The sequence below is a fragment of the Curtobacterium sp. VKM Ac-2887 genome (assembly GCF_015350935.1).
Classification (GTDB): domain Bacteria; phylum Actinomycetota; class Actinomycetes; order Actinomycetales; family Microbacteriaceae; genus Curtobacterium.
The window spans coordinates 140,413-166,318 of the sequence record NZ_JADKSB010000010.1; the positions used below are offsets into that span (position 1 = coordinate 140,413).

The following is a 25,906-nucleotide window of genomic DNA, read 5'->3' on the forward strand; positions in this document are numbered from 1 at the left end:
GTGGGCCGGTGCGGTTGCGGTTGCGGTTGCTGGGTTGTCGTGCCGGTGCCGGTGCCGGTGCCGGTGCCGGTGGCGTTGCGCGTTGCGCAGGTGCCGGGGACGCCGAACGGCCCGACCCCTGGGTGGGGTCGGGCCGTCGGGTCCTGCTGGGGTGTTACTGGGTGACGTTGATGGTCGTGACCACCGCGTCGCCGATCAGGTTGCCCTTCGTGATCTGCTTCGTGTAAAGCACGTAGACCTGCGGGGTCAGCGTGCGGCTGATCGTGGTGGACCACTCGCCTTCGGAGTTGACCGTGGCCTCGCCGAGTCGGCTCGTGGTGCCGCCGAGGACGACCTTCGAGCCAGCCTGGCCGGTACCGGTGAACGTGATGCCGGTTCCGGGGACCTGTGCGCCCTCGGCCGGGGTGTTCACGACGACCTGGGTCGCCGTGCCGTAGTCGAGCGTCGCCGTCTTGGCGGGGGAGACCTCACCGTCGACCGTCTGGGTGACGGTGAAGGTGCGGACGCCCGCGACGGTGGCCGGGATCGAGAGCGAGTACTTGCCGTCGGCGCCGGTGGTGGTGCCGATGACGGTGCTGCCCTCGCGGACCACGACAGTCGCGCCGGTCTGGGCGTTGCCGCTGATCGTGGCCTGCTTCTCGACGTCGGCCTGGAACGAGCCGGCCGCGGTGAGCTCCGTGACCCGCTTGTCCTGCACCGTGACGGTGATCTCGGCCTGCTTCGTCAGCCCGCCCTTGCTCGTCTGGAGCGCGTGCAGCTCGTAGAGGTTGGGGGTGAGCTGCCGGGAGACGTCGACCGTCCAGGCACCGTTGGCGACCTTCGTGTCACCGATCGACGAGGTCTTGCCGCGCATGTCGAGCTTGGCGCCGGTGGCGCCGGTGCCCGTGAAGCGGATCTGGCCGTTCGTCACGGTGGCGCCGTTCGCCGGGGTGGAGATCACCGGGGCGACGGGGTTGCCGTAGTCGAGCGAGCGGTTCAACGGGGCGGACACGGCGCCGTTGACGGTCTGGGTGACCGTGAACGTGTTGACACCGAACGCGGCCTTGGCCGGCGGGATCGTGATCGTGTACCGACCGCCGGTCGCCTTCGCGGTACCGACGATCGAGCCGTCAGCAGCCTTCACGGTGACCGTCGCGTCCATCTGGGCCGCGCCGGAGATCGTCGCCGGCAGGTTCTCGTCGGTGGTGTTGAACGCCGCCGTTGCGGTGAGCGGGGTGACCGCCTGCTCGTCCGTGACCGTCACGGTGATCGCCTGCTGGGTGGTCAGACCGCCCTTGGTGGTCTGCACCGCCCACAGGTTGTAGAGGTTGCTCGTCAGCGGGAAGTCGACCTTGGCGGTCCACTCGCCGTTCACGACGTCGCCGCTGGCGATCGCGTTCACGGTGCCACGGACGGTGACCTTCGCGCCGGTCTGACCGGTGCCGGTGAAGGTCAGGCCCTCCTTGTTGACGGTCGCGCCGTTCGCCGGCGAGGTGATGTTGATCGGCGTCGGCGTGCCGTAGTCGAGCGAGACGTTCACGGCTGCGGAGGTCTTGCCGTTCAGCGTCTGGGTGACGCTGAACTCGTTCACGCCGAACTGTGCGCGGTTCGCCGGGACCGGGATCGTGTAGCGGCCGTCGCTTGCGACGACGCGGCCGATCTCGTTGCCGAGGCTGTCCTTGACGACGACGGTCGCGCCGGTGGTCGCCGCGCCCGAGATCGTCGCGGGCTTGGTGACGTCCTGGTCGAAGGCGCCCGTGGCGGTCAGCGCCGTGGAGAACTCCGAGGCGTTGATCGTGAACGAGACGGGCTTCGAGTCGGCGTTGCCACGGACCGGGGTCTGCGTCGCGGTGAGGTCGTAGACACCGTTGCCGAGGTCGAACGTCGCCGGGGCGGACCAGTTGCCGTTGTCATCGACCACTGCAGCGGCCACGACGCGGCCGGACGTGCCCTTGACCTCGACACGTGCGCCCTTGTCACCCGTACCGGAGAACACCGGACGCTTCTGGTCGACCGTGGAGCCGTTCGCCGGGGTCTGGACGACGAGCGGGGCCGGGTTCGCCGGGGCCTCGGTGCGGATCGTGAAGTTCACGCGCTTCGTCTCGGCGGAGCCCGTGAGTGGGGTCTGGGTCACGCCGAGGTCGTAGAAGCCCTCGCCGAGGTCGAAGTCCGCCGGAGCGGACCACTTGCCGTCCTTGACCGTCGCCGAGGCGACGACACGGCCGGAGTTGCCCTTGACCTCGATGGTCGCGCCTTCGTCACCGGTACCGGAGAACGTCGGACGCTTGGTGTCCACGACCGAGCCGTTGGCCGGAGTCTGGACGACGAGCGGTGCCGGGTCGGCCGGGATCTCGGCTGCCTTGAGCGTCGTGATCGCGACGGGCGTGGTGGAGGTGTATCCCGGAGGTGCCGTGAACACGGTGAACAGGGTGGCGTCGGCTGTCGGCTGCGTGGTCGCACGGATCTTGAAGGTGCGGGTGGCGACGCCCTTGGCGACGTTCTTCTGCGTGACCGCGGAGACGTTGGTGGCCTTGTAGATCAGCGTCTGGAGGCCGTTCGAGTTGGTTCCGGTGATCCACTCGTCCTTCCACACGCCGTTGTTCGTCCCGGCGGGGAGGTCGTAGACCTCGTAGCCGCGGGGCATGGTGAACAGCCAGGAGTACGAGGTTCCGCTCTCCATGTCGACGCCGGTCTCGCCGGTCTTGGCTCGTGCGTTCCAGGAGACAGTGCCCTGGGTGCCGTTGGCGAAGGCGTCGCCGGTGTTGGGCTTCCCGGTGAGGTTGTACGTCCCGAGGGTGGTCGACTCCGGAGCCGCCTCGACGGTGAAGTTGACGCGTGCGTTCGAGGTGTCGCCGCGGACGGGCGTCTGGGTGACGGTGAGGTCGTAGGCGCCGTTCGTGAGGTCGATGTCCGAGGGGGCAGACCACTTGCCGTCCTTGACGGTTGCGGTGGCGATGATCTGGCCGGCGTTGCCCTTCACCTCGATGGTTGCGCCTTCGTCGCCGGTGCCGGAGAACACCGGGCGCTTGGTGGTGACGGTGGACCCGTTGGTCGGGGTCTGGACGATGAGCGGTGCCGGGTTCGCCGGGGCTTCTTCGAGGGTCGTCGGGGTCGAGCCGTTGACCCGGTAGCTGCCGATGGAGCTGGTGCCCATGAACAGGTAGTTCATCTGGCTCGAGGTCGTCGTGGCGTTCGAGGCGTCGACCTTGAGGTTCCAGCGGAACTGCTGGCCGGCGCTCTGCGAGCCGCCGGTCTTGCCGAAGTTGAACTCCATCTGGCGGTTGTTGTCGAACAGGCGGCCGTTCTTGAGGTTGAGAACCTCGGAGTTCGCCCACGCGCCGCTGGAGCCGTTGCGCCACTGTCCGGTGACCGTGGTCTGGCCGGGCGCGAAGGTGGTGCCGGCTGGAGCGGCAACCGTGACGGTCCCCTCCATGCCGGTGCGGGTCGCCTGGTTCTCGACCACGAACGGCACGTTGGTGGGTGTGGTGCGGCTGAGGGTCACGTTCGGCTGGGGCACGCCGATGATGGGGCCGTTCTCGACGATGGTGATCGTGACGCTGGTGCGGTCGATCTCGACGCCGCCGACCTTCTGGATGATGGTGCGGGGGTTCGCACCGACGGGGAGGTCGCGGACGGTGAGGGACCACTTGCCGGTGCCGTCCGCGGTGGTCGCGAACGAGGTGCCGCTGACGGAGATCGCGGCGCCGGGGGTGGCGGTGCCGGAGACGACGGCGGTCTTCGCGACGTTGTCGACGGTCCCGACCGTGGCGGTCAGCGCGGCGGCAGCCTTCAGCGTCGCCGATCCCTTGGGAGACGAGGAAGTGTACGACGGTGGCGGCGTGAACGAGGCGGTGAGGGTGCTGTCCGCGGTCGGCTTTTCGGTGGCACGGATGCTGAACGAGCGCTCGCCCATGTCGGTGGTTTCGTTCTTCATCGTCTCGCCGGAGACGTTCGTGTTCTTGTAGGTGACGGTTTGCTGGCCGTCGGAGGTGGTGCCCTTCAACCACTCCACGTGCCACCCGTACCAGGTCGACGGATCGGGAAGGTTGACGGCTTCGTAGCCGACCGGCAGGGTGAACGTCCACGAGTAGGACTTGCCGTTCTCGATGTCGATGCCGGTGGGATTCGCCGATACCTGCGGATTCCACCGCACCTTGCCGGTCGTGTCCTTCGTGAACACCTCGCCCGAGTCCGGTGCCGCACCCAGGTTGTGGATGCCGAGGGTGGTCGACTCCGGAGCCGCCTCGACGGTGAAGTTGACGCGTGCGTTCGAGGTGTCGCCGCGGACGGGCGTCTGGGTGACGGTGAGGTCGTAGGCGCCGTTCGTGAGGTCGATGTCCGAGGGGGCAGACCACTTGCCGTCCTTGACGGTTGCGGTGGCGATGATCTGGCCGGCGTTGCCCTTCACCTCGATGGTTGCGCCTTCGTCGCCGGTGCCGGAGAACACCGGGCGCTTGGTGGTGACGGTGGACCCGTTGGTCGGGGTCTGGACGATGAGCGGTGCCGGGTTCGCCGGGGCTTCTTCGAGGGTCGTCGGGGTCGAGCCGTTGACCCGGTAGCTGCCGATGGAGCTGGTGCCCATGAACAGGTAGTTCATCTGGCTCGAGGTCGTCGTGGCGTTCGAGGCGTCGACCTTGAGGTTCCAGCGGAACTGCTGGCCGGCGCTCTGCGAGCCGCCGGTCTTGCCGAAGTTGAACTCCATCTGGCGGTTGTTGTCGAACAGGCGGCCGTTCTTGAGGTTGAGAACCTCGGAGTTCGCCCACGCGCCGCTGGAGCCGTTGCGCCACTGTCCGGTGACCGTGGTCTGGCCGGGCGCGAAGGTGGTGCCGGCTGGAGCGGCAACCGTGACGGTCCCCTCCATGCCGGTGCGGGTCGCCTGGTTCTCGACCACGAACGGCACGTTGGTGGGTGTGGTGCGGCTGAGGGTCACGTTCGGCTGGGGCACGCCGATGATGGGGCCGTTCTCGACGATGGTGATCGTGACGCTGGTGCGGTCGATCTCGACGCCGCCGACCTTCTGGATGATGGTGCGGGGGTTCGCACCGACGGGGAGGTCGCGGACGGTGAGGGACCACTTGCCGGTGCCGTCCGCGGTGGTCGCGAACGAGGTGCCGCTGACGGAGATCGCGGCGCCGGGGGTGGCGGTGCCGGAGACGACGGCGGTCTTCGCGGCGTTGTCGACGGAATCGACCTTCGCCGTGATCGGGCTCGTGGCGGCAGCGGTGAGCGTGGTGACCGTCGACCCCGTCGCGCTGAAGGCACCCTGGGTGCTCGTGCCAGCGAACACGTAGCCGACGGTGCTGTTGCCGCCAGCGGCCTGGGCGGGCGTGGACACCAGGGTGTTGAACCGCATGAGCGTGCCGGCGGGGACATCGAAGCCGGAGCCGTTGACGGCGTATGTGAGCTTCGTGTTGCTGTCGGAGCGGACACCGTTGCGCATCCCGAGGTACGACGAGTCAGTCCAGTTGCCGTCCGGCGTCTTGTACTGCACGGCACGCGTGTCGGCGTTGGCGAAGGTAGTGCCGGCGGGCGCAGAGAGGACGATCGTGGCGTTGACGCCCGAGCGTGCGCCGGTGGTCTTGACGGTGACCGGGACGGTCGTCGTCGCGCCGCGGTTGAGTGCGACCGGGGGAGTCGTCTCCGGGACCACGACGCTGTTCCCGACGCCGGCCTTGAGGATGGTGGAGGCCTGGGGCGTGGTGGAGGTGTATCCCGGAGGTGCCGTGAACACGGCGGACAGGGTGGCGTCGGCTGTCGGCTGCGTGGTCGCACGGATCTTGAAGGTGCGGGTGGCGACGCCCTTGGCGACGTTCTTCTGCGTGACCGCGGAGACGTTGGTGGCCTTGTAGATCAGCGTCTGGAGGCCGTTCGAGTTGGTTCCGGTGATCCACTCGTCCTTCCACACGCCGTTGTTCGTCCCGGCGGGGAGGTCGTAGACCTCGTAGCCGCGGGGCATGGTGAACAGCCAGGAGTACGAGGTTCCGCTCTCCATGTCGACGCCGGTCTCGCCGGTCTTGGCTCGTGCGTTCCAGGAGACAGTGCCCTGGGTGCCGTTGGCGAAGGCGTCGCCGGTGTTGGGCTTCCCGGTGAGGTTGTACGTCCCGAGCGTCGTCGAGGGCGCGCCGATGGTGATCGTGACGTTGACGCGGTCGACCTCGGTGCCGTTCACCTTCTGGATGATGGTGCGGCCGTTCGCACCGACGGGGAGGTCGCGGACGGTGAGGGACCACTTGCCGGTGCCGTCTGCGGTGGTCGCGAACGAGGTGCCGCTGACAGTGATCGCGGCGCCGGGGGTGGCGGTGCCGGAGACGACGGCAGTCTTCGCGACGTTGTCCACGGAGTCGACCTTCGCAACGAGTGGGGACTGCGCGGGGCGCATGTCCTTGCCGCTCGCAAGTTCAAGGCTCGACTGGTTGCCAGTCGACAAGCCTGAACCGTTGTGCCACATCGCCCACGGGGCCATCGTCAGCTGACCGGTGGAGTAGTAAGTGCCACTCTGAGCTTGAACCGAGTCGCAGGCTCCCATGAAGAACAGCCGTCCGCCGAAGTCCCAGCCAGGATTCTGTACGCAGCGACCGTCGCTGTTCTTGATGATGCCTGTTGATCCCTTGGCGGGGATCTCCCATCCTGGAGCGGCGTTCTGCAGTGCCGCTTCGTACGTCGAATACCACTTGGAGCCGAAGTTCTTATCAACAGCGGCGTACTGCTCGTTGAAAGGGTATTTGAAGACGATCTTGCCGGTCAGGCGATCACCCGATGCGGTGGGGGACGGGGCCGCGGAAGCGGCGGAGGCGGCCGGACCGAAGGACAAGCCGGAGACGAGCGTGGCTGCGGCGAGACCTGCCGCGCCGAAGGACTTGAGGGCCGTTGCCCTCTTCTTTCGAGACATGTGACGTTCTTTCGGGGAGGGCCGCCGGGAATCCGCGGCACGGTGGGGGATCGCAGTCCAGGACCTCTCGGCCAGCCTGCAAGCCCAGAATATCACATGGCATATGACATGCGAAACATTGCATGGCGCGCTGTTGGCTGGGAGTTGAGTGGGATCGACGCAACTTCGGCCGCCCTGAGTTGACGCGAGCCGGGGTCTGAGTAGACTTGAGTCCATCGGACGCAAGTCCAACGACTTACCTCGAGCAAGAAGGAGCACCACACATGGGACGTGCAGTAGGCATCGACCTCGGAACCACCAACTCGGTCGTCAGCGTTCTCGAGGGTGGCGAGCCCACCGTCATCGCGAACGCCGAGGGCCTCCGCACCACGCCGTCGATCGTCGCCTTCACCAAGGACGGCGAGGTCCTGGTCGGCGAGACCGCCAAGCGCCAGGCGGTGACGAACGTCGACCGCACCATCGCGTCGGTCAAGCGTCACGTCGGCACCGACTGGACCACCGAGATCGACGGCAAGAAGTACACGCCGCAGGAGATCTCCGCCCGTACCCTCGGCAAGCTCAAGCGCGACGCCGAGCAGTACCTCGGTGAAGACGTCACCGACGCGGTCATCACCGTGCCGGCGTACTTCAACGACGCCGAGCGCCAGGCCACGAAGGACGCCGGTGAGATCGCCGGCCTCAACGTCCTCCGCATCATCAACGAGCCGACCGCGGCCGCTCTGGCCTACGGCCTCGACAAGGGCAAGGAAGACGAGCTCATCCTGGTCTTCGACCTCGGTGGCGGCACGTTCGACGTCTCCCTGCTCGAGGTGGGCAAGGACGACGACTTCTCGACGATCCAGGTCCGTGCGACCTCCGGTGACAACCGCCTCGGTGGCGACGACTGGGACCAGCGCATCGTCGACTACCTGATCAAGAAGTTCAAGGACGAGCACGGCGTCGACCTGTCCACGGACAAGATCGCCAAGCAGCGCCTGAAGGAAGCCGCTGAGCAGGCCAAGAAGGAGCTGTCGTCGCAGATGTCGGCGAACATCCAGCTGCCGTACCTGACGCTCACGGCCGAGGGCCCGCTCAACCTCGACGAGACCATCTCGCGCGCACAGTTCGAGCAGATGACCTCCGACCTGCTCGACCGCACCAAGAAGCCGTTCAACGACGTCATCAAGGAAGCCGGTGTCTCGGTCAACGACATCGCGCACGTGGTGCTCGTCGGTGGCTCGACCCGCATGCCCGCCGTGGCCGAGGTCGTCAAGCAGCTCACCGGTGGCAAGTCCCCGAACCAGGGCGTCAACCCGGACGAGGTCGTCGCCGTCGGCGCGGCACTGCAGGCCGGTGTGCTGAAGGGTGAGCGCAAGGACGTCCTGCTCATCGACGTCACGCCGCTGTCGCTCGGCATCGAGACCAAGGGCGGCCTGATGACGAAGCTCATCGACCGCAACACCGCGATCCCGACCAAGCGGAGCGAGACCTTCACGACCGCTGACGACAACCAGCCGTCGGTCGCGATCCAGGTCTTCCAGGGCGAGCGCGAGTTCACCCGCGACAACAAGCCGCTCGGCACGTTCGAGCTCACCGGCATCGCGCCGGCTCCCCGTGGCGTCCCACAGGTCGAGGTCACCTTCGACATCGACGCCAACGGCATCGTGCACGTGTCCGCCAAGGACAAGGGCACCGGCAAGGAGCAGTCGATGGTCATCTCCGGCGGCTCGTCGCTGCCGAAGGAGGACATCGAGCGCATGGTCCGCGAAGCCGAGGAGCACGCGGCCGAGGACAAGGCCCGTCGCGAGGCCAACGAGCGTCGCAACCAGGCCGAGCAGCTCGTCTACTCGATCGAGAAGCTCATCAAGGAGAACGACGACAAGCTCCCCGAGGACGTCAAGTCCGAGGTGCAGGCCGACGTCGACGCGCTCAAGTCGGCGCTCGCGGGCGAGGACGAGGACGCCGTGAAGACGGCATTCGACAAGCTCAACGAGTCGCAGGGCAAGCTCGGCCAGGCCATCTACTCCCAGCAGGACGCAGCAGCCGGCGCACCCGGTGGCGAGCAGCCCGCGGGTGAGCAGCCGGCGGACGACGAGGACATCGTCGACGCCGAGGTCGTGGACGACGAGGACGACAAGGACAAGAAGTAACGATGACGGACCCCAAGGGCAACGCGCCCAACGAAGACGAACCCCAGGTCGAGGGCGACGCCACGAACGCGGCCGAGCCCGAGGACCTCATCGAGGCGGAGGGGCCCGACGTCGAAGTACCGACCGACGGCCCCGCCGCCGGCGGTCCGGCAACGGACGCGGCGAACGACCTCTCCCCGGAAGACCAGGCCCTGCTCGACGACGCAGCCCGCGGTATCCAGGAGGACAAGCTGTCCGACACGGACCGCGACCTCGTCGCCGAGATGCGTGCGGACATGCTCCGTGCGCAGGCCGAGCTGGTGAACTTCCGGAAGCGCGTCGAGCGCGACCGTGAGGCCAACCGCGAGGTCGCCATCGCCGAAGTGGTGCGGGCCCTGCTGCCGGCACTCGACGACCTCACCCGGGCCGAGGCCCACGGTGACCTCGCCGAGGGTCCGATGCAGGTCATCGGCCAGAAGATCCGCGGGGGCTTCGACAAGTTCAAGCTCGTGCAGATCGGCGAGAAGGGTGAAGCCTTCGACCCGAACATCCACGAGGCGATCGTCCAGCTCCCGACCCCGGGTGCCACCGGCCAGACCGTGGCGGACGTCGTCGAGCCGGGCTACAAGCTCGGTGAGCGCGTCCTGCGTGCGGCCAAGGTCGCGGTGGCGGTCCCGGCCTGAGCCGGAACGGAAGGTAGGTACCAGTGGCCAGTCAGGACTGGTTCGACAAGGACTTCTACAAGGTCCTCGGAGTGTCGAAGGACGCGTCGGAGGCCGAGCTGAAGAAGACCTACCGGAAGCTCGCCCGGCAGTTCCACCCGGACTCCAACCCGGGTGACGCCGCGGCGGAGAACCGCTTCAAGGAGATCAGCGAGGCCTACTCGGTGCTCTCCGACAAGGAGCAGCGCCAGGAGTACGACCAGGTCCGTGCCATGGGCTCCGGCGCCCGCTTCACGGCGGGCGGCGGAGGCCAGGGTGGTGGCTTCGAGGACGTCTTCGGCGGGATGTTCGGGCAGCAGCAGGGCGGGGGCGGACAGCGCGTCCGCTTCGGCCAGGGCGGCCCGGGCGGTGCCGGCGGCTTCGAGGACATCCTCGGCGGGATGTTCGGCGGCGGCGGTGGCTTCGGCCAGACGTCCGGCGGCTACCGCGGCTTCGGCGGACCGACGAAGGGTCGCGACGTCACGGCGTCGACGACGCTCGACTTCACCACCGCGATCGCCGGCGACACCGTGAAGCTGTCGCAGGGCAACGGTCGACCGGTGAACGTCCGCATCCCCGCGGGGGTCGCGGACGGCCAGAAGATCCGGCTCCGCGGTCGGGGCGAACCCTCGCCCGACGGCGGCGAGGCCGGTGACCTGGTGGTCGCCGTCTCGGTCCGCAAGCACCCGGTGTTCGAGCGCGACGGGCTGAACCTCCGCGTGGACGTCCCCGTGACGTTCGTCGAGGCAGCGCTCGGCGCGACGATCGAGGTCCCGACGCTCGGCGGTTCGCCCGTCAAGCTGAAGGTCGCTCCCGGCACGCCGTCGGGTCGCGTCCTGCGCGTCAAGGGCCGTGGCGTCGCGACGAAGAACGGCACGGGCGACCTGCTCGCGACCGTCCAGGTCGCGGTGCCGTCGCACCTGTCGGACAAGCAGCGCGAGGCCGTCGAGGCACTCGCGGCGACCCTGCCCGACGAGAACCCGCGCGAGGACATCCTCGCGCAGGCGCGTGACTAGCGTCACGCACCGAATGCAGTAGACCCGGCCTGGAGGCGCGGCGCGGCTCCGTCAGGAAGCCGCACCGCGCCTCCAGGCTGGTTTTCACCCCACGCGAACGACGGAAGGAGCACGCCATGACCGACATGGACGAGAACTCGCCCGTCTTCGCGATCGCGGTCGCCGCGGAACTGTCCGAGATGCACCCGCAGACGCTGCGGCAGTACGACCGGCTCGGCCTGGTCGTACCCGGCCGTACTCGCGGCGGTTCCCGCCGCTACTCGATGCGCGACGTCGCGCAGCTGCGCGAGATCGCGCGCCTCGGCTCCGAGGGGGTGTCGCTGGAGGGGATCCGGCGGGTGCTCGACCTGGAGAACGAGAACAAGGACCTGCGCGACCGGGTGCGCGAGCTCGAGACCGCGTTGGCCGACCAGCTCATCAACCGGCCCGGCGCGCGCGTGTTCGCGGCGACGACGACGGGTGCCGCGGTGTCGCTGCGGGCCGGTGCGCGGCCGCAGCGGAACACGCAGATCGTGTTGTACCGCGGGCCGCGCTGACCCTTCCCGAATCGCCATACCGCATGTAAAATATCTGTATGCGATTGTTTCCTGCCCTCCCTGCTGTCCTCATCGTCACGGCACTCGCCATCGGTGGCGGGGTCGCCGCAGCGGCAACCGGCGGAGTCGACGTCCACGAGACGGTGATCGAGCACTCGGCGAACGGCGACGCGACGAGCGTCCTGGTGCACGGCATCGGTGATGCTGCGGCCGCGGCCACAGCAGAGGGACGGCGGTTCCGGCACAGTGATCTGCAGCCTGCCGGACGGTTCGTCGCCGCCGGCGACGTCGTCACCGTGTCGGTACCGACCGGTGCGCCGGCGATGGACGTCGCCATCGGGCTGATCGGCCCGTACGCGGCGCACAACTCGGGCGCCGATGTCGGGTACCAGCAGACGCGACTGACCGCTGGCGTGAACCGTGTCACGGCTCCGCACGACGGGATGGTCTCGATGGTCAGCGCGGCGGACACCGGAGAAGCGACGGTCACGATCGCCGGCGGTGTTGCCGTCCCGACCTACGTCCGGGGCCAATCGACCGCCGACTCGTTCGCAGCGGACCTCCGGCGGTTCGCCGATGCACCGTTCGTCGAGGTGGTGTCGGACCGGATGTTCGGCGACTTCCAGAAGCCGAAGACCGGCACGGCCATCGCCGGTGCCGACCTCGCGGAGCGCACCGCGAACTGGGACCGGGTGATCGAGCTCACGAACGAGACGTACGGCCTCGACGAGCGTGCCGTCGGGACCTCGCACAAGTACCCGCACCGGATCCACATCGCTTCACCCGACTCCGGTGCCGGGTACGCCAACGCGAGCAACGCGCGCATCATGTTCCAGACCGGCACCGGTGCTGCCGCCGATCTCTTCCGGCTTCCGTTGAGTGGGCTGTGGGGGCTGTGGCACGAGATCGGCCACACCTACGAAGCACCGATCAACATCTTCCCGGGTACCGCGGAGACCATCACCAACCTGTCCGCGCTCGCCGTGCAGGACGGACTCGGGTTCGGGAGCCGGTGGGACGAGAGCATCCCGCTCCTCGAGCGGTACTTCACCACACCGATCGCGGACCGGGACTGGGAAGGCGCCCACGACCGGGTCCGGCTCCTGGCATGGGAACAGCTGCGCCGCGCGTTCGGCGACGGCTACCTGCCGAGGTTCTTCGCGGCGCTGCGTGCCGAGGCGGCGAAGACGAACGTGAACGCCCTGACCATCGACGACAAGCACGCGATCTTCGTCGAGGTCGCCTCGCGGGTGGCCGACCGCGACCTCGCGCCGTTCTACGACCAGCTCGGGTTCCCGATGTCGGACGCGACCCGCGCTGTCATCGGTGCGCTCCCCGACCTGCGGGAGCCCATCTGGGACAACGTCGACTCACGACACCGCATCGTGGAACGACTCGTCCCCGACTACGACCCGCCGGTCGGCGTGGTCACCGGAGCAGTGTCGCCCGTGCCAGTCGGCGAGCACGTGGTCGCCGCGCCGACGGTCACCGGGCTCGGGACCGCGAGCGGCCGAGGGAGCGCGACCGCCGTGGACGCCGCAGCGGTCGCCGATGCCGTCGGTACCGACACCGGACGGCTCCTCGTGCGGCTCCGGAGCGACACCGGCGCCGAGGACACGATCGTCGTCAGGACTGCGGCCGTCGGCGGGGACTCGATCGTGCTGCGCGGGGCGTCGAACCGCGTCGTCGGCGACCTGTGGCTCGATCAGCGGAACGAGGAACTCCGGTGGCGGGCGGTCACGTCCTACGACGCGCACTGGTCCTGGGGATCGAACGCCTACCTGACCGTCACGCACTTCGCGGCGGACGGCACGGTACTCGCCACGGGCACGGTGCAGGGCAACCAGACGGGCAAGGTCCTCGACGAGACCTTCCGGGACCGCCCGTACGCGGACGGCGAGTTCGTGCTCGTCCTGCACGCGCAACCGACGCTCCTCGCCGCGTACCGTTCCGACTCGCTCATCTCGGACTCGAGCGCGCCCCAGGCGTTCCGGATCGCGGACGGCAAACTGCACCTGACCGCGCCCGAGGCGATCCCGGGGTGGCAGTCCCTGTCCGGACTGCAGGGCCCGAAGACCGCCCTGACCCGCGGCGCCGACGTCGAGGTCGAGGCCGGGTTGCAGGTCCACGCCCAGATCTCGACGATCACCGGGGCGATCACGCTGACCAGTCCGGACGGCACGACCTTCGCACCCGGGCAGTCGACGCTCGCCGGCATGTACCGGAAGCCGGGCGAGGACTGGCGGACGAGCGCGAACCTCGTGCTGCGGGGCGGGACGCTCGCCGACGGCGGCACGACGATGCGGTTCACGCTGCAGACGGGTTCGGGGTTCTCGATGCCCCCGGGTTCGACGCTTCGCTGGAAGCCGGTCGTCCGTGTCCCGGCCGACGCGGTCGCGGGCGACTCGTCGCTGGAGCTGCGTGCGGAGGGCACCACCGGCTGAGTCCCCTGCAACGAGGAGCGCCCCCGGACCGACCTGCCGTCGTGGAGCTCGGGCGGCGACGTGCAGTCGCACGCTGGTCCGCGTGAACTGGACGCGGTCGTCCGCGCCGCTGCGAGGTCCGCCGTCAAGGGATGGGTACGCTGACGCGGTGCCAGACTTCGCCGACCTCTTCCGCCGCCGCGACGACACCGCCCCGGACCTCATCGCGATCGACGGCACCGACCGGTTCCTGATCGACGAGGCGCCGCACGTGCACGGGGACGCCCTGCGGCAGCCCGGCGAGGTGGCGGTCGTCGATGACCGTCTTGGAGTCCTGACCCTCGGGCTCATCACGCAGTACGGCGCATCGGACATCCGGGTCGTGCAGGACTCGCTCGTCGGGGAACGCGCGCTCGAGGCCAACGCTGGCACGTTCGGGCTCCGCGGCTTCCACCATCCGGACTCGCTCGAGGACGCCTTCCGCGACGTCCGGCTCGTCGTGCTGCGGCTGTCGAAGTCACACGACCGCCTCGACGAGATCGCCCGGGCCGTCGCGCGGTTCGCCGCTCCCGACGTCGTGCTGCTGTGCGGCGGCAACGTCAAGTACATGAACCTGTCGCAGAACGACGTGCTGCGCCGCTCGTTCGGCGAGGTCACGGCTTCGCGGGGGCGGGGGAAGTCGCGCCTGCTCATCGCGCAGGACCCGTTGCGTGCCCAGGCGAACCGTGCGGCCGCGACCAATCCCTGGCCCAGATCGGTGCACGTCGACGACCTCGGCATGACGCTCGTCGCGCACGGCGGGGTGTTCGCCGGTACCTCGCTCGACCAGGGCACCCGGGTGCTGCTCGCGGCGATGGACGCCGCGGTGCCGACCGCGCGGACCGTCGTCGACCTCGGGTCCGGCAACGGTGTCATCGCCGCGGCGATCGCACTGCGGCGGCCGAACGTCAAGGTGATCGCGACCGATGTGTCCCGGATCGCGGTGGCGTCCACACGGGCGACCGCCGAGGCGAACGGCGTCGCTGACCGGGTGACGGCACTGCGCACCGACGCCGGGGACGAGCTCGCCGTCGGGTCCGCCCAGCTCGTGCTCTGCAACCCCCCGTTCCACGCGGACACCACGGTGACCACCGACGCGGCCGAGGCGATGTTCCGGAACGCGGCCACCGTCCTGCAGCCCGGCGGCGAACTGTGGTGCGTGTGGAACGGGCACCTGCGCTACCGGCCGGTACTGGAGCGCCTGGTCGGGCCGACGCGGCAGGTCCTGCGCACCCCGAAGTTCACGGTCACGGCGTCGGTCGCTGCCCCGCACTGAGGCCCGCCATACCGAACGCGGAATATCGTACGGATAATACTTGAGGACCACTCCGCGGCCCGTGCGCAGTCGTCTCCTGCACCGTCAGAGAGGACTCCCATGCACACTCGTTCCACCCGTGCTCTTCCACCGCCGGCCCGTCCGCCTCGTGCCCGTCCGTCCCGCGCGGCCGTCACCGTCGCGCTGGTCCCGATGGTCGCCCTGGGCGCGCTCGTCGCCGGCGCGGGCGTCGTCGCAGATGCACCACCGGCCCACGCCGTCGACCCGTTCCCGGTCCACGATCCGTTCGTGGACCTGCCCGTCGGCACCACGATGCCGTCGGGTTGGGCTCGCATCGCCTCGAACGACCAGCAGGCCGCGATCGTCGAGAACGGCTCGGCGGGCAAGTGGCTGCGGATGACCGACAACGCCAAGTACATGGCCTCGGCGGTGTACAACGAGGTGCCGTACGACTCGAGCAACGGACTGACCGTCGAGTTCGACCAGCGGATGTGGAGCCCCACCGACACCGGGTACGCCGACGGCATCGGGTTCTTCCTGCAGGACGCCGCGATGCCGCTCGACTCCATCGGCCCCGTGGGCGGCGGACTCGGCTACTTCGACGGCAAGTCCGCCTGCTCGGCAGGACTGGACGGCGGTGTCGTCGGCGTCGGGTTCGACCGGTTCGGCAACTTCGCGCTGCCGGAGTTCATCCAGAACGCCGTCACCGTCCGCGGGGCCGAGGCTGAGTGCTACCCCGTGCTGGCGACGACGGGCAACCGCGGCGACGGGTTCCTCGAGGACCGCGGCGTCGACGCCGAGACGGCGACCTACCGGCACGTGAAGGTCGACGTCGTGCCCCGGGACGCCGGTGGCATCACGGCCATCGTCACGATGTCGGACGCCACCCCCGTCGGCTCGGAGCCGGCGGAGCTGCACCACCTGATCTCGACCGACCTGCCGGCGACGGCGTTGCCTGGCCAGATGCGCTTGGGGTTCAGCGCGTCGACCGGCGGGCGGGCCGAGTTCCACGAGATCCGCAACGTGCGGGCCACACAGCCGACCGACGTCGTGACCACGGCGTCAGTGGACACCGAGGGGCCGGTGACCTCAGGCGACGACGTGTCGTTCCGCGTCCGATCGGTCAACGACGGGCCGGCCACGATCGGTGGGCCCACCGACGCAGTGGCGCGGACGACGGCACTGATCGATGCGCTCCCGCTCGAGGACGTCACCTGGTCGTGCGAGGCCACGGGCGGCGCGTCGTGCGGTGCCGATCAGGGCGCAGGAGTCGTGGCGACCGACTGGACGGCGCCGCCCGGAGGGCAGATCGAATTGCTGGCCCGCGGGACCGTGCCGGCGACCACGAGGAGCGGGACGTACTCGGCGCCGGTGGAGAGTGTCACCGACTTCACCACCGGCCGGTTCGACGAAGGGCGGGCCGCGGTCGCGCGGGACGGCTCGGTGAGCGACGTCGACCTGACGAACAACACGGACACGATCGCGTTCGACGTCGTGCTGCCGGACGCCGTCGCCTCGGATGACGCTGCGACCGGACAGCAGGGTGAACCAGTGGTCGTGGACGTCGTGGGGAACGACGCGCTCGACGGCGGCGGTGCCGACCTCGGCTCGCTGCGGCTCACCGACGAGGGACTCGACGGTGCGGAGCTGTCCGACGACGGCAAACAGCTGCGCGTTCCGGGCGAGGGCACGTACGTCGTGGACGACGCCGGGCGGGTGACGTTCACGCCCGAGGACGGCTTCAGCGGGGTCGCGTCGCCGGTGCGGTACGAGATCACGTCGAACGCCGGGCAGGTCGCGTCCGCCGAGCTCCGGGTGGAGATCGAGGCCGGTGCGGTCGACCCGACGCCGGGGCCCACGCCGGAGCCGACGGCGGAACCCACGCCGGATCCGACCACGGCGCCGACCGCGGGGCCGACGGCCGATCCGACCGCGGTACCGGGTGCCGGTTCCGCCGCTGGGCCCGGGGACGGTCCCCAGAACGCGTCGACCGTCGGCGGACCGTCGTCCGGCGGACCGGACCGGCTCGCGTGGACGGGCTCCGACGGGGTGCTCGTCGCAGCGGTCCTCGGCCTGGGGCTCGCGGCCGCCGGTGGCGTGCTCCTGACGCTTCGACGTCGCCGACTCGAGGTGGGCCCGGACGCCGACGCCTGATCCACACCGGTACGACTCCGGACGCGACGGAGACGACGAAGCCGCCCGGGTCTCCCCGGGCGGCTTCGTCGTGTGTTCCGAGCGATCAGGCCGGGACGTAGTCGAACGTGTCCGGGTCCGGACCCGTTCGGTGGCCCTTGTCGAGAGTCGTGATGTCCGTCATGTCCTCGTCGGAGAGCTCGAAGTCGAAGATCGCGAAGTTCTCCTCGACGCGGGCACGCGTGACCGACTTCGGGAACACGATGTCGCCGCGTTGGATGTGCCAGCGGAGCACGACCTGCGCCGGGCTCTTGCCCGTGGCGCCGGCGATGCGGGTGATGGTCTCGTCGTCGAGCACGAGGCCCTGGGCGATCGGGGACCAGGCCTCGGTCGCGATGCCGAGCTCGTTGTTCACGGCGCGGAGCTCGTCCTGGGTCAGGTACGGGTGCACCTCGATCTGGTTCACGGCCGGCGGGACATCCGTCTCGGCACGCAGGCGGCGCAGGTGGTGGGCCTGGAAGTTGCTGACGCCGATCGAGCGGGAGGTGCCGGCGGCGTAGAGCTCCTCGAGCGCCTTCCACGTCGGCACGAAGTCCGAGACGGTGGGCAGCGGCCAGTGGATGAGGAACAGGTCGGTGTAGCCGCCGAGCAGGTCAGCTGACTTCTTGCCGTTCTCGGCAGCTGCCGAAGGGTCGTGGAAGCCGTTGTTGAGCTTCGAGGTGACGAAGATCTCGTCACGCGGGATGCCGGACGACGCGATGGCCTCGCCGACCTCCTTCTCGTTGCCGTACATCTCGGCGGTGTCGATGTGGCGGTAGCCGACCTCGAGCGCTGTGAGCGTCGCTTCCTTGGTCGACGCGGGGTCGATCTGGAAGACGCCGAAGCCGAGCTGCGGGATGGTCTTGCCGTCGTTCAGGGTGATGTTCGGAACGGTCATGAGTCCAGACAACACCCGACCAGCTCCCAGGCATTCCGCTCGCTCCCAGGACCGTTCAAGTCAAATGCAGAATATTGGTATTCTGGCGCGATGAACCGACACGCTTCACGACGCCCTCGTGCGCGCACCGCGCCGCGCGTCGCCGCCGTGGCGACCGCGGCCGGCCTGGTCGCCGCGCTCGCCACCCCGCTCGCCGCCACGGCAGTCCCGGCCCCCGCGGCCGACGCCGGATCCGCACGGACCGACTCTGCCGCCGACTCCACGATCCTGTTCGTCGAGGACTTCGAGAACGGCGTCACGACGACGCCGGTGCTGTTGAACGCGTACAAGGGCGCGAACGGTGAGACCTACACGGCCGACCCGGCGTGGATCAACGCCGCTGAGTGCAACGGCATCGTCACGAGCGCCAGCAGCTCCGACATGGCATCCTGCGACGCCAACCCCCAGCTCAAGCAGCTCGGGTCGGTCCTCGGGCAGATCACCGGCGAGGACCCGGAGACCAACCACGTCGTGAGTGCTTGGACCGCGTCGCGCAACCTGCCGCGGAACGCCGTTCAGATCGAGTCGCGCGATGACTTCTCGCTCGGGCAGACCGGACGCTTCGTGTCGTTCGGTGTCAGCGCCGCCGCCGGAAGCTGTGTCGGGTTCGACCACCCGCTGCTCGACTTCCTGCTGGTGGACGGATCTGCCGAGCACCCGGTGTCCGAGCGTCCCCTCGACCCTTGCAACGACCCTCGCTCGAGCACCTTCACCGCGGGCGGCAACACGTACAAGGGCGGCGAGTTCGTCTCGAACGGCGGCGTGCTCTTCTCCGGCGACACCCTGCGATGGCGTCTCCGCAACGCCCAGTCGTCCTACAGCGGCAACGACGGCGCGATCGACCGAGTGACGATCGTCGACTCGACCCCGACCCTGGCGAACGAGTTCTCCGGCGCCCCGATCGTCGGGGACACCGCGCGCATGACGGCGCGCGTCGTGAACACGAGCGAGCACGGTTCGAAGCCCGGTTGGTCCTTCGCCGAGACGCTGCCCGAAGGCCTCAGCGTCGCGTCCGACCCGAAGGTCGCGACCACCTGCGCCGCGGCGGACCTCGACGTCGAGGCAGATGCCACGACCATCGGTGCGTCGGGCGACCTGGACATCGACGCACCGGACTGCACGGTGACGTTCGACGTCAGCGCCTCGGCTCCCGGCACGTACACGATCGGTGCCGACGCCGTGACCGAGCGCACCGGCGTCGACCTGCCGACCGGCTCGGCGAGCATCACCTTCGCCCCCGAGGTGAACGAGCTGCGCGTCACCGACCAGGCCGTCTTGTCCGGCGGCAACGGTGACGCCGTCGCCGACCTCGGCGAGACCGTCTCGTTCCGCACGACCGTCGACAACACCGGCAACGTCCTGGTGCGGGACGTCACGCTGACCAGCCCGAACGGCGACGCGGACTGCGACGTGCAGCAGCTCGCCCCCGGAGCATCCGCCGCGTGCGCGACCGCTCCCCGCCCGGTCACGCAGGACGACCTGGACCACGGCTCGATCGACGACACCGCCACGGTCTCTGCACGATCGCGCGCCGGCCAGGCCGTGACGGCCAGCGCAACCGCCACCGTCCCCACCTCGACCACCACCTCGCGCGCCTTGCTCGCCATCACGCCCGTCGTCCGTGGCGGTGCCCCCGCGGTCGGTGACGACATCGGGCTCACGGTGACGGTGACCAACGAGGGCAACGTCTCGATCCGCGACCTCGCGGTGACCGTGGCCGACGAGCCCGGCATGACCGTCGCGTGCCCGCCGACCCGCCTCGCGCCCGGCGCGTCCATCGAGTGCGCCGTCGAGGGCTCGCACCCCGTCTCGCAGCACGACGTCGACCGCGGCACCGTCACGTTCGTCGCCACGATGACCGCAGTCGACGCCGCCGGTCAGCCGGTCCGTGGTGACGCCCGGACCGCACAGACCACGGTCGCCCAGGCCCCCGCGCTCGCCACGACCGTCACCCCGACGCTCGACACCGCCGGCAAGACCCCCGCTCCCGGTGACGAGGTCACGCTGAGCGTCGCCGCACGCAACATCGGGAACGTCACGCTCCGCGACGTCGCCGCCGAGGTCGAGGACCGCGACGGCATGCCCGTCTCCTGCCCGACCTCCCCGCTCGCACCCGGCGCGAGCGTCGACTGCACCGTTCCGGCCCACACCCTGAGCCAGCGGGAGATCGACGCCGGCACGGTCGGGTTCGCCGTGACCTCGACCGCCACCGCACCCGACGACCGTCGCGTGACTGCTTCGGACTCTGCGTCGGTGACCGTCGACCGCCAGTACGGCATCGTCGCGACCGCGACCGCCGGCCTGGCCGACGAGTCCCGCGTACCGAAGGCCGGTGACCACGTCGAGCTGTCCGTCTCGGCGCGCAACTCCGGCAACACCACCCTGCGGGGCCTCGCTGCCGAGGTGGACGGCCGCGACCTGGACGTGGAGTGCGCCGAGGGTGCGCTCGCCCCCGGCGCCGCGGCGACCTGCTCCGTCGGCGACCACGTCCTGACGCAGGACGAGATCGACGCCGGCGCCGTCGAATTCGCGCTCACGGTCCACGCGAACGGCCCCGGCGGTTCGCGTGCCCAGGCATCGGACACCGTGGTGGTCGAGCTCGTCAGCGCGCCGGCCATCGCCGTGTCGGCGACGAGCGTCCTCGATGCGAACGAGCACGAGGTCCCCCTGGCCGGCGACACCGCGACGGTCACGATGACGATCCGGAACACCGGCAACGTCACGGTCACGGGCATCCGCGGCAAGGTCGAAGACCGTGCGGGCCTCGAGGTCGACTGCCCGGACGACGATCTCGCCCCGGGCGCCGCGGTGACGTGCGAGGTGTCCGAGTACACCCTCACCCAGAGCGACGTCGACAGCGGTGCCGTCCGGTTCGTGCTGTCGAGCGCAGCGACCGGTGCCGACCGTCAGCGCGTCGAGGCCCGTGCCGACACGACACTCTCGATCGTGCGAGCGCCGTCGATCACGACGACGGCCACGGCTGCGCTCGACGACACCGACCACGGAGCCCCGACCGCGGGCGACACGGCATCGGTCCGCATGTCGATCACAAACACGGGCAACGTCACGGTGCACGACCTGAGCGGCATCGTCGACGAGCGGGCCGGCACGACGGTCGCCTGCCCCGCCGAGCGGGTCGCTCCCGGTGCTTCGGCGGACTGCGCAGCGGCGGAGTACGCGCTCACCCAGGGCGACGTCGACGCGGGCAAGGTGCAGTTCGCCCTCACCGCAGCGGCCGTCGGCCCGGACGACCAGACCGTGACTGCCGGCGCGAAGGCCGGCACTGCGATCGAGCGCGCCCCGGGCGTGCAGGTCCAGGTCACCGCGCACCTGGCGGAGTCCGAGCACGAGGCGCCGCGCGCCGGTGACCACGTGAGCGTGGGCATCCGCGCCACCAACGCGGGGAACGTCACGCTGACGGGGACCCGCGCCGAGGTCGTCGAACTCGCCGGTCTACCGGTCGAGTGCGTCGGCGAGGGTGTCGCACCGGGTGCGTCGATCGACTGCACGACCCCGCAGTACGTGCTCACCCAGGCGGACGTCGACCACGGCACAGTGACGGTCGCAGCGGTGCTCGACGCGACCGGTCCCGCCGGAGACTCCGTCACCTCGCGCGACGAGGTCCAGGTCGGCCTGACGGCGAAGAGCGCCCTCGACCTGTCCGCCGAGCCGGTGCTGCACGGAACCGACGGCAGCACGAAGGTCGTCGCCGATGACCACGTGCTGCGCCCGGGCGACCGCGTGTCTGTCCGCTACGAGGTGCTCAACACCGGCAACCTCGCGGTGCACGACCTGCAGCAGGCCGAGGGCATGCCCGCGGTGACCTGCGAGGAGTCCACGGTCGAGCCGGGGCAGCGTGCCACGTGCGAGAGCGACGCGCACGTCGTGACCGAGGAAGAAGCAGCGACCGGCGAGGTCGCGATCACCGGTCAGGTGGCCGGCCAGGTCACGCGCGCCGACGGTGCCACGACCGAGGAGCCGGGTGCTGCGAGCACGGGGCAGACCGCGACGCCAGCGACGTTCGGCGTGACCACCGCCGCGGCGTCGACGAAGCCGGTCTGGGTGTTCTCGCTCGAGGTGCACACGAAGCTGCACGCCGAGCCGCAGCCCGTGCCCGCCGCCGAGAAGCCCTCCGCCGCGCCGGTGGAACTCGCGTTCACCGGATCGACCGTCCTCGCGATGGGCGTCCCCGCGACGATCGTGCTCCTGCTCGCCGGAGCGGTCCTGCTGCTCTGGCGCCGCCAGCGCCGCCCGGACGACCGCCAGGTCTGACGCGCAGCGGCGCCGGCACGACACAGCGCAGCCAACACGGACCGCCCCCTGTCCCAGCCCAGGGACAGGGGCGGTCCGTCACTCCAGCGCAGCGGCGATGTACGCCTGCAGCGCCTGGCCGTAGGCGATCGCGGGGACCTCGGACGCGAAGCTGCGGTCAGCACCGCCGATCGTCGCGGTGACCGTGTAGACGATCCGGCCGTTCACCGACACCCGGGTCAACCCGATGAACGACGGACCGAGGAGCTCGCGCAACTGGTCCTCACGCGGCAGCCAGAGCGACTCCGACGCGGTCACGGAGTCGAGCGCCCACTCGGTCGTCCCGTTGAAGCCGAGGATCGTGCCGGTGGGGGAGTCGTGTCGTTCGACGGTCATCTCGGACACGGTGTAGACGTCCTCGTCCACCTCGGGCTTGTCGATGACGAAGCGGTCGCCCGTCTCGGGGTGCCAGCGCAGGCCGGCGTCGCGGAGGGTCCTGGCGAGTGCAACGGTGATCACCTCCCCACCCTGCACGCGCGAGACCGCGCTGTCACCACGAAGTCGCGCTGTCACCACGTAGGTTGCCGAAAGCATCCCGTACTAGCATCGCCGAGCACCCCCACGCGCGAGCGCCACCCGATCGCGCGCGCGACGTGACGACGCCCGGGCAACCGGTGCCGCGCCTCCAGGCCGACCAACCGGCCACGGGGCGGGCCACCGGCCGGCGTCCCGACCGAGGCGACGGACACCCCGTCCGCCGAAGAGAAGGACCTGCATGACCCTCGAACGCGAGGAACTCCGCGACGGCTGGACCGTGACCATGGCCGGAGGAACCGGCGCGCCGGACGGCGTCGCGGGACGCAGCATCCCGGCGACGGTGCCGGGGCAGGTGCACACCGACCTGGAGCGGGAGGGCCTGCTGCCGGACCCGACCTTCCACCTGAACGAGCAGGCGGCGAAGTGGGTCGGCCGGGCCGACTGGGCCTACCGGACCGCGGTCGACGTCGACCCGCGCGGCCACGAGCGTGTCGACCTGGTCTGCGACGGCCTGGACACGGTGTCCGAACTGAGCCTGGACGGCGTCGTCGTGGGCACGACCCGGAACATGCACCGCCGCTACCGCTTCGACGCGCGCGTGCAGACCGGGTCCGGCGCGACGACGAAGGACCTCGAGATCCTGTTCGAGTCGCCGTACCGCGAGGCCGGCCGGGTCGCCGCGAAGGCCGGCAGCATGCCGGGCCCGTACGACGAGCCGTTCCCGTACATCCGCAAGAACGCCTCGAACTTCGGCTGGGACTGGGGGCTCACCGCCGTCACGAGCGGTCCCTGGCGACCGGTCGCGATCGAGCGGTGGTCGACCGCGCGGCTGCGCGAGATCCGCCCGCTCGTCGACGTCGAGGCCGGCGAGGGCGTGCTCGACGCCCACATCACCGTCGAGCGCTCCGGCCTCAACGACCTGGACCAGGACGGCGAGGACGACGACCTGGTGCTCGTCGTGACCGTGAGCGGTCTGAAGGAGGACGGCACGCCGACGCGGCAGCGGTCGCGGGCGCAGCTGACACCGAAGGACGACGAGACCGTCGTCACCGTGCGCGTGCCCGAGGCGCTGCGCTGGTGGCCCCGCGGCTACGGCGCGCAGGCGCAGTACGACGTGGTCGTCGAGCTGCAGACGGTGGACGGCGAGGTGCTCGACCGCGACACGTTCCGCACCGGCTTCCGGTCGACGCGGATCGACACGCAGGTGGACGACATGGGTCGTCCCTTCGGCATCCACGTCAACGGGACGCTGATCGACGTGCGCGGGGTGAACTGGATCCCCGACGACGTGATCGTCTCCCGCGTCGACCGCGCGCGCCTGCAGTCCCGTCTGACCGCGGCGGCCTCGCTCGGCACGAACCTCGTGCGCGTGTGGGGCGGCGGTGTGTACGAGTCGCGCGACTTCTACGAGGTCTGCGACGAACTCGGCCTGCTCGTCTGGCAGGACTTCCCGTTCGCGTGCTCGGCGTACCCGGAGGTCGAACCGATCCGCAGCGAGGTCATCGCCGAGGCCCGCGACAACGTCGCCCGCCTCGCGCGGCACCCCTCGCTGGTGCTGTGGAACGGCAACAACGAGAACATCTGGCTGCACGACGTGGACGGCTGGGCGGACTCGCTCGGTGACCGCGGCTGGGGCCTCGACTACTACCTCGACCTGCTGCCGACGATCGTCGACGCGGTCGACCCGTCGCGCTTCTACACCGTGGCCTCGCCGTGGTCGGGCGCCGAGTCGCTGCCCGCGAACGACGTCGACCACGAGACGCACCACTCGTGGGACGCCTGGAACCGCCTGCCGGACACCGCCTACCGCGGATCCGTGCCGCGGTTCGTGTCCGAGTTCGGCTGGCAGGCGCCGCCCGCCTGGCGGACGCTGCGGGACGGGGTCGCGGACGAGGTGCTCTCGCAGGACGCACCCGGGGTCGTGCACCACCAGAAGGCTGCCGACGGGATGGGCAAGCTGGCCCGCGGCATCGAGCCCCGGTTCGGCACGGGGCCCTTCTCGTTCGATGCGTGGCACTACCTGACGCAGCTGCAGCAGGCCCGCGCCATCGCGACGGGCGTCGAGCACTGGCGCACGCACTGGCCGCGCAACACGGGTGTGGTCATGTGGCAGCTCAACGACCTGTGGCCGGTGTCGTCGTGGTCGGCGATCGACTCGGCGGGGCGGCTGAAGCCGCTCGCGCACGAGCTGCGTCGGTTGTACGACGACGTCCTGCTGACGATCCGTCCCGTGTCGCGGGTGGCGGTCGCGCCGTCCGCCGTCTCCGGGCCGGCTGCTTCGCCGGCGTCGTCGCCCGTCTCACCGGTCTCCGGAGCGGTCGCGCCCGCCTCGCCGGTCGCGTCCGGTGCGGATCGGACGGGAGGCCCGGATCACCCCGGCCGCTCGGCCTCCGCCGGCGAGACGGCTGATCTGGGCGACGTGGCGGACACCCTGTCCCTCGGCGTCTCGCCCGGTGCGTTCGGGTCCTCGCCCGTCGAGGTCGCCGTCCGGTCCACGCGCGGCGGCCACGACAGCGTGGTGCGCGTGCGACGGGTCACCACGGCCGGCACGATCCTGGCCGAGGCGTCGTTGCCCGTCCGGTTGTCGTCCGCCGGGGTCGCCGTCGTCGCCCTGCCCGAGTCCGTCGGCGTGGTCGACGACCCCGCGCGGGAGCTCATCGTGGCGGACATGGACTGGCGTCGGGCGGTCTGGACACCGGGCCCCGACGTCGACGTGCGGTGGGAACCCGCGCGGTACCGCACCTCGTTCACACCCGTCGACGGCGGGCTCGACCTGACCGTCGAAGCCGAGACGCTCGTCCGCGACCTGCTCGTGCAGCCCGACCGGGTGACCGCGTCCGGTGTGGTGGACCGCGGGTTCATGACCCTGCTGCCCGGGGAGCGGGTGACCTTCCGGCTCACCGGTGTGACCGAGGCCGACATCCCGGCGCTCCGTGCCGAACCCGTCCTGTGGAGCCTGGACCGCGCGCTCGAACATTGATATACAGAACGACACAGTGATATATTTTGTGGTGCGCCGCTCGCTGTCGTGACCCGACGACT

At 70.0% G+C, this 25,906-nt stretch carries 12 protein-coding genes; 9 read left to right on the forward strand and 3 right to left on the reverse strand.

Going from position 1 to position 25,906, the window contains the following annotated elements:
* Nucleotides 1-154: 154 nt before the first annotated feature.
* Nucleotides 155-6,868: a beta strand repeat-containing protein gene (locus ITJ69_RS13285; RefSeq protein ID WP_194672977.1), complete on the reverse strand. Its 6,714-nt coding sequence runs from the start codon at nucleotides 6,866-6,868 to the stop codon at nucleotides 155-157.
* 263 nt (nucleotides 6,869-7,131) lie between these two features.
* On the opposite strand from ITJ69_RS13285, the gene dnaK reads away from it, so the two are divergent.
* The 7 genes from dnaK (at nucleotide 7,132) to ITJ69_RS13320 (ending at nucleotide 17,121) form a co-directional block, all read left to right on the forward strand.
* On the forward strand, nucleotides 7,132-8,997 hold the full coding sequence (gene dnaK / locus ITJ69_RS13290) for a molecular chaperone DnaK (protein WP_131847083.1): 1,866 nt from the start codon (nucleotides 7,132-7,134) through the stop codon (nucleotides 8,995-8,997).
* Nucleotides 8,998-8,999: 2 nt separating this feature from the next.
* Nucleotides 9,000-9,659, forward strand: a complete 660-nt coding sequence (locus ITJ69_RS13295) for a nucleotide exchange factor GrpE (RefSeq protein ID WP_131921354.1) — start codon at nucleotides 9,000-9,002, stop codon at nucleotides 9,657-9,659.
* A gap of 23 nt (nucleotides 9,660-9,682) precedes the next feature.
* Entirely contained in the window at nucleotides 9,683-10,693 is a 1,011-nt protein-coding gene (locus ITJ69_RS13300) for a DnaJ C-terminal domain-containing protein (RefSeq protein WP_194672978.1), read from the forward strand.
* A gap of 125 nt (nucleotides 10,694-10,818) precedes the next feature.
* Nucleotides 10,819-11,229, forward strand: coding sequence for a heat shock protein transcriptional repressor HspR (locus tag ITJ69_RS13305; protein WP_123293837.1), 411 nt, complete (start codon nucleotides 10,819-10,821; stop codon nucleotides 11,227-11,229).
* A 38-nt stretch (nucleotides 11,230-11,267) separates the two neighbouring features.
* A complete protein-coding gene (locus ITJ69_RS13310; RefSeq protein ID WP_134195406.1) occupies nucleotides 11,268-13,673 on the forward strand; it encodes a M60 family metallopeptidase in 2,406 nt (801 codons plus the stop codon).
* 148 nt (nucleotides 13,674-13,821) lie between these two features.
* Entirely contained in the window at nucleotides 13,822-14,967 is a 1,146-nt protein-coding gene (locus tag ITJ69_RS21000; protein ID WP_159573465.1) for a class I SAM-dependent methyltransferase, read from the forward strand.
* Nucleotides 14,968-15,066: 99 nt separating this feature from the next.
* Nucleotides 15,067-17,121 (forward strand): lectin-like domain-containing protein, encoded by a 2,055-nt coding sequence (locus ITJ69_RS13320; RefSeq protein WP_194672979.1) that lies wholly within the window; start codon nucleotides 15,067-15,069, stop codon nucleotides 17,119-17,121.
* An 85-nt stretch (nucleotides 17,122-17,206) separates the two neighbouring features.
* Here ITJ69_RS13320 and ITJ69_RS13325 read toward each other — a convergent pair whose 3' ends face one another.
* The gene (locus ITJ69_RS13325; RefSeq protein WP_131847077.1) at nucleotides 17,207-18,037 is read right to left on the reverse strand and encodes an aldo/keto reductase; all 831 of its coding nucleotides are present in this window, start codon (nucleotides 18,035-18,037) and stop codon (nucleotides 17,207-17,209) included.
* A 90-nt stretch (nucleotides 18,038-18,127) separates the two neighbouring features.
* Here ITJ69_RS13325 and ITJ69_RS13330 point away from each other — a divergent pair, with 90 nt between their 5' ends.
* The gene (locus ITJ69_RS13330) at nucleotides 18,128-22,348 is read left to right on the forward strand and encodes a hypothetical protein (protein WP_194672980.1); all 4,221 of its coding nucleotides are present in this window, start codon (nucleotides 18,128-18,130) and stop codon (nucleotides 22,346-22,348) included.
* Between the two features lie 78 nt (nucleotides 22,349-22,426).
* Here the strand turns inward: ITJ69_RS13330 and ITJ69_RS13335 are convergent, their stop codons facing one another.
* Nucleotides 22,427-22,846: a pilus assembly protein CpaE gene (locus ITJ69_RS13335; RefSeq protein ID WP_131847075.1), complete on the reverse strand. Its 420-nt coding sequence runs from the start codon at nucleotides 22,844-22,846 to the stop codon at nucleotides 22,427-22,429.
* Between the two features lie 256 nt (nucleotides 22,847-23,102).
* Between ITJ69_RS13335 and ITJ69_RS13340 the strand changes: the two genes are divergently transcribed.
* Nucleotides 23,103-25,844, forward strand: a complete 2,742-nt coding sequence (locus tag ITJ69_RS13340) for a glycoside hydrolase family 2 protein (RefSeq protein ID WP_194672981.1) — start codon at nucleotides 23,103-23,105, stop codon at nucleotides 25,842-25,844.
* The last annotated feature ends 62 nt before the right edge of the window (nucleotides 25,845-25,906 follow it).

Bases quoted from the DNA above. Each gene is read 5' to 3' on its own strand.
- ITJ69_RS13285 (WP_194672977.1), bottom strand. From the start codon at position 6,868: ATGTCTCGAAAGAAGAGGGCAACGGCCCTCAAGTCCTTCGGCGCGGCA.
- dnaK (WP_131847083.1), top strand. From the start codon at position 7,132: ATGGGACGTGCAGTAGGCATCGACCTCGGAACCACCAACTCGGTCGTC.
- ITJ69_RS13295 (WP_131921354.1), top strand. From the start codon at position 9,000: ATGACGGACCCCAAGGGCAACGCGCCCAACGAAGACGAACCCCAGGTC.
- ITJ69_RS13305 (WP_123293837.1), top strand. From the start codon at position 10,819: ATGGACGAGAACTCGCCCGTCTTCGCGATCGCGGTCGCCGCGGAACTG.
- ITJ69_RS13310 (WP_134195406.1), top strand. From the start codon at position 11,268: ATGCGATTGTTTCCTGCCCTCCCTGCTGTCCTCATCGTCACGGCACTC.
- ITJ69_RS13320 (WP_194672979.1), top strand. From the start codon at position 15,067: ATGCACACTCGTTCCACCCGTGCTCTTCCACCGCCGGCCCGTCCGCCT.
- ITJ69_RS13325 (WP_131847077.1), bottom strand. From the start codon at position 18,037: ATGACCGTTCCGAACATCACCCTGAACGACGGCAAGACCATCCCGCAG.
- ITJ69_RS13330 (WP_194672980.1), top strand. From the start codon at position 18,128: ATGAACCGACACGCTTCACGACGCCCTCGTGCGCGCACCGCGCCGCGC.
- ITJ69_RS13340 (WP_194672981.1), top strand. From the start codon at position 23,103: ATGACCCTCGAACGCGAGGAACTCCGCGACGGCTGGACCGTGACCATG.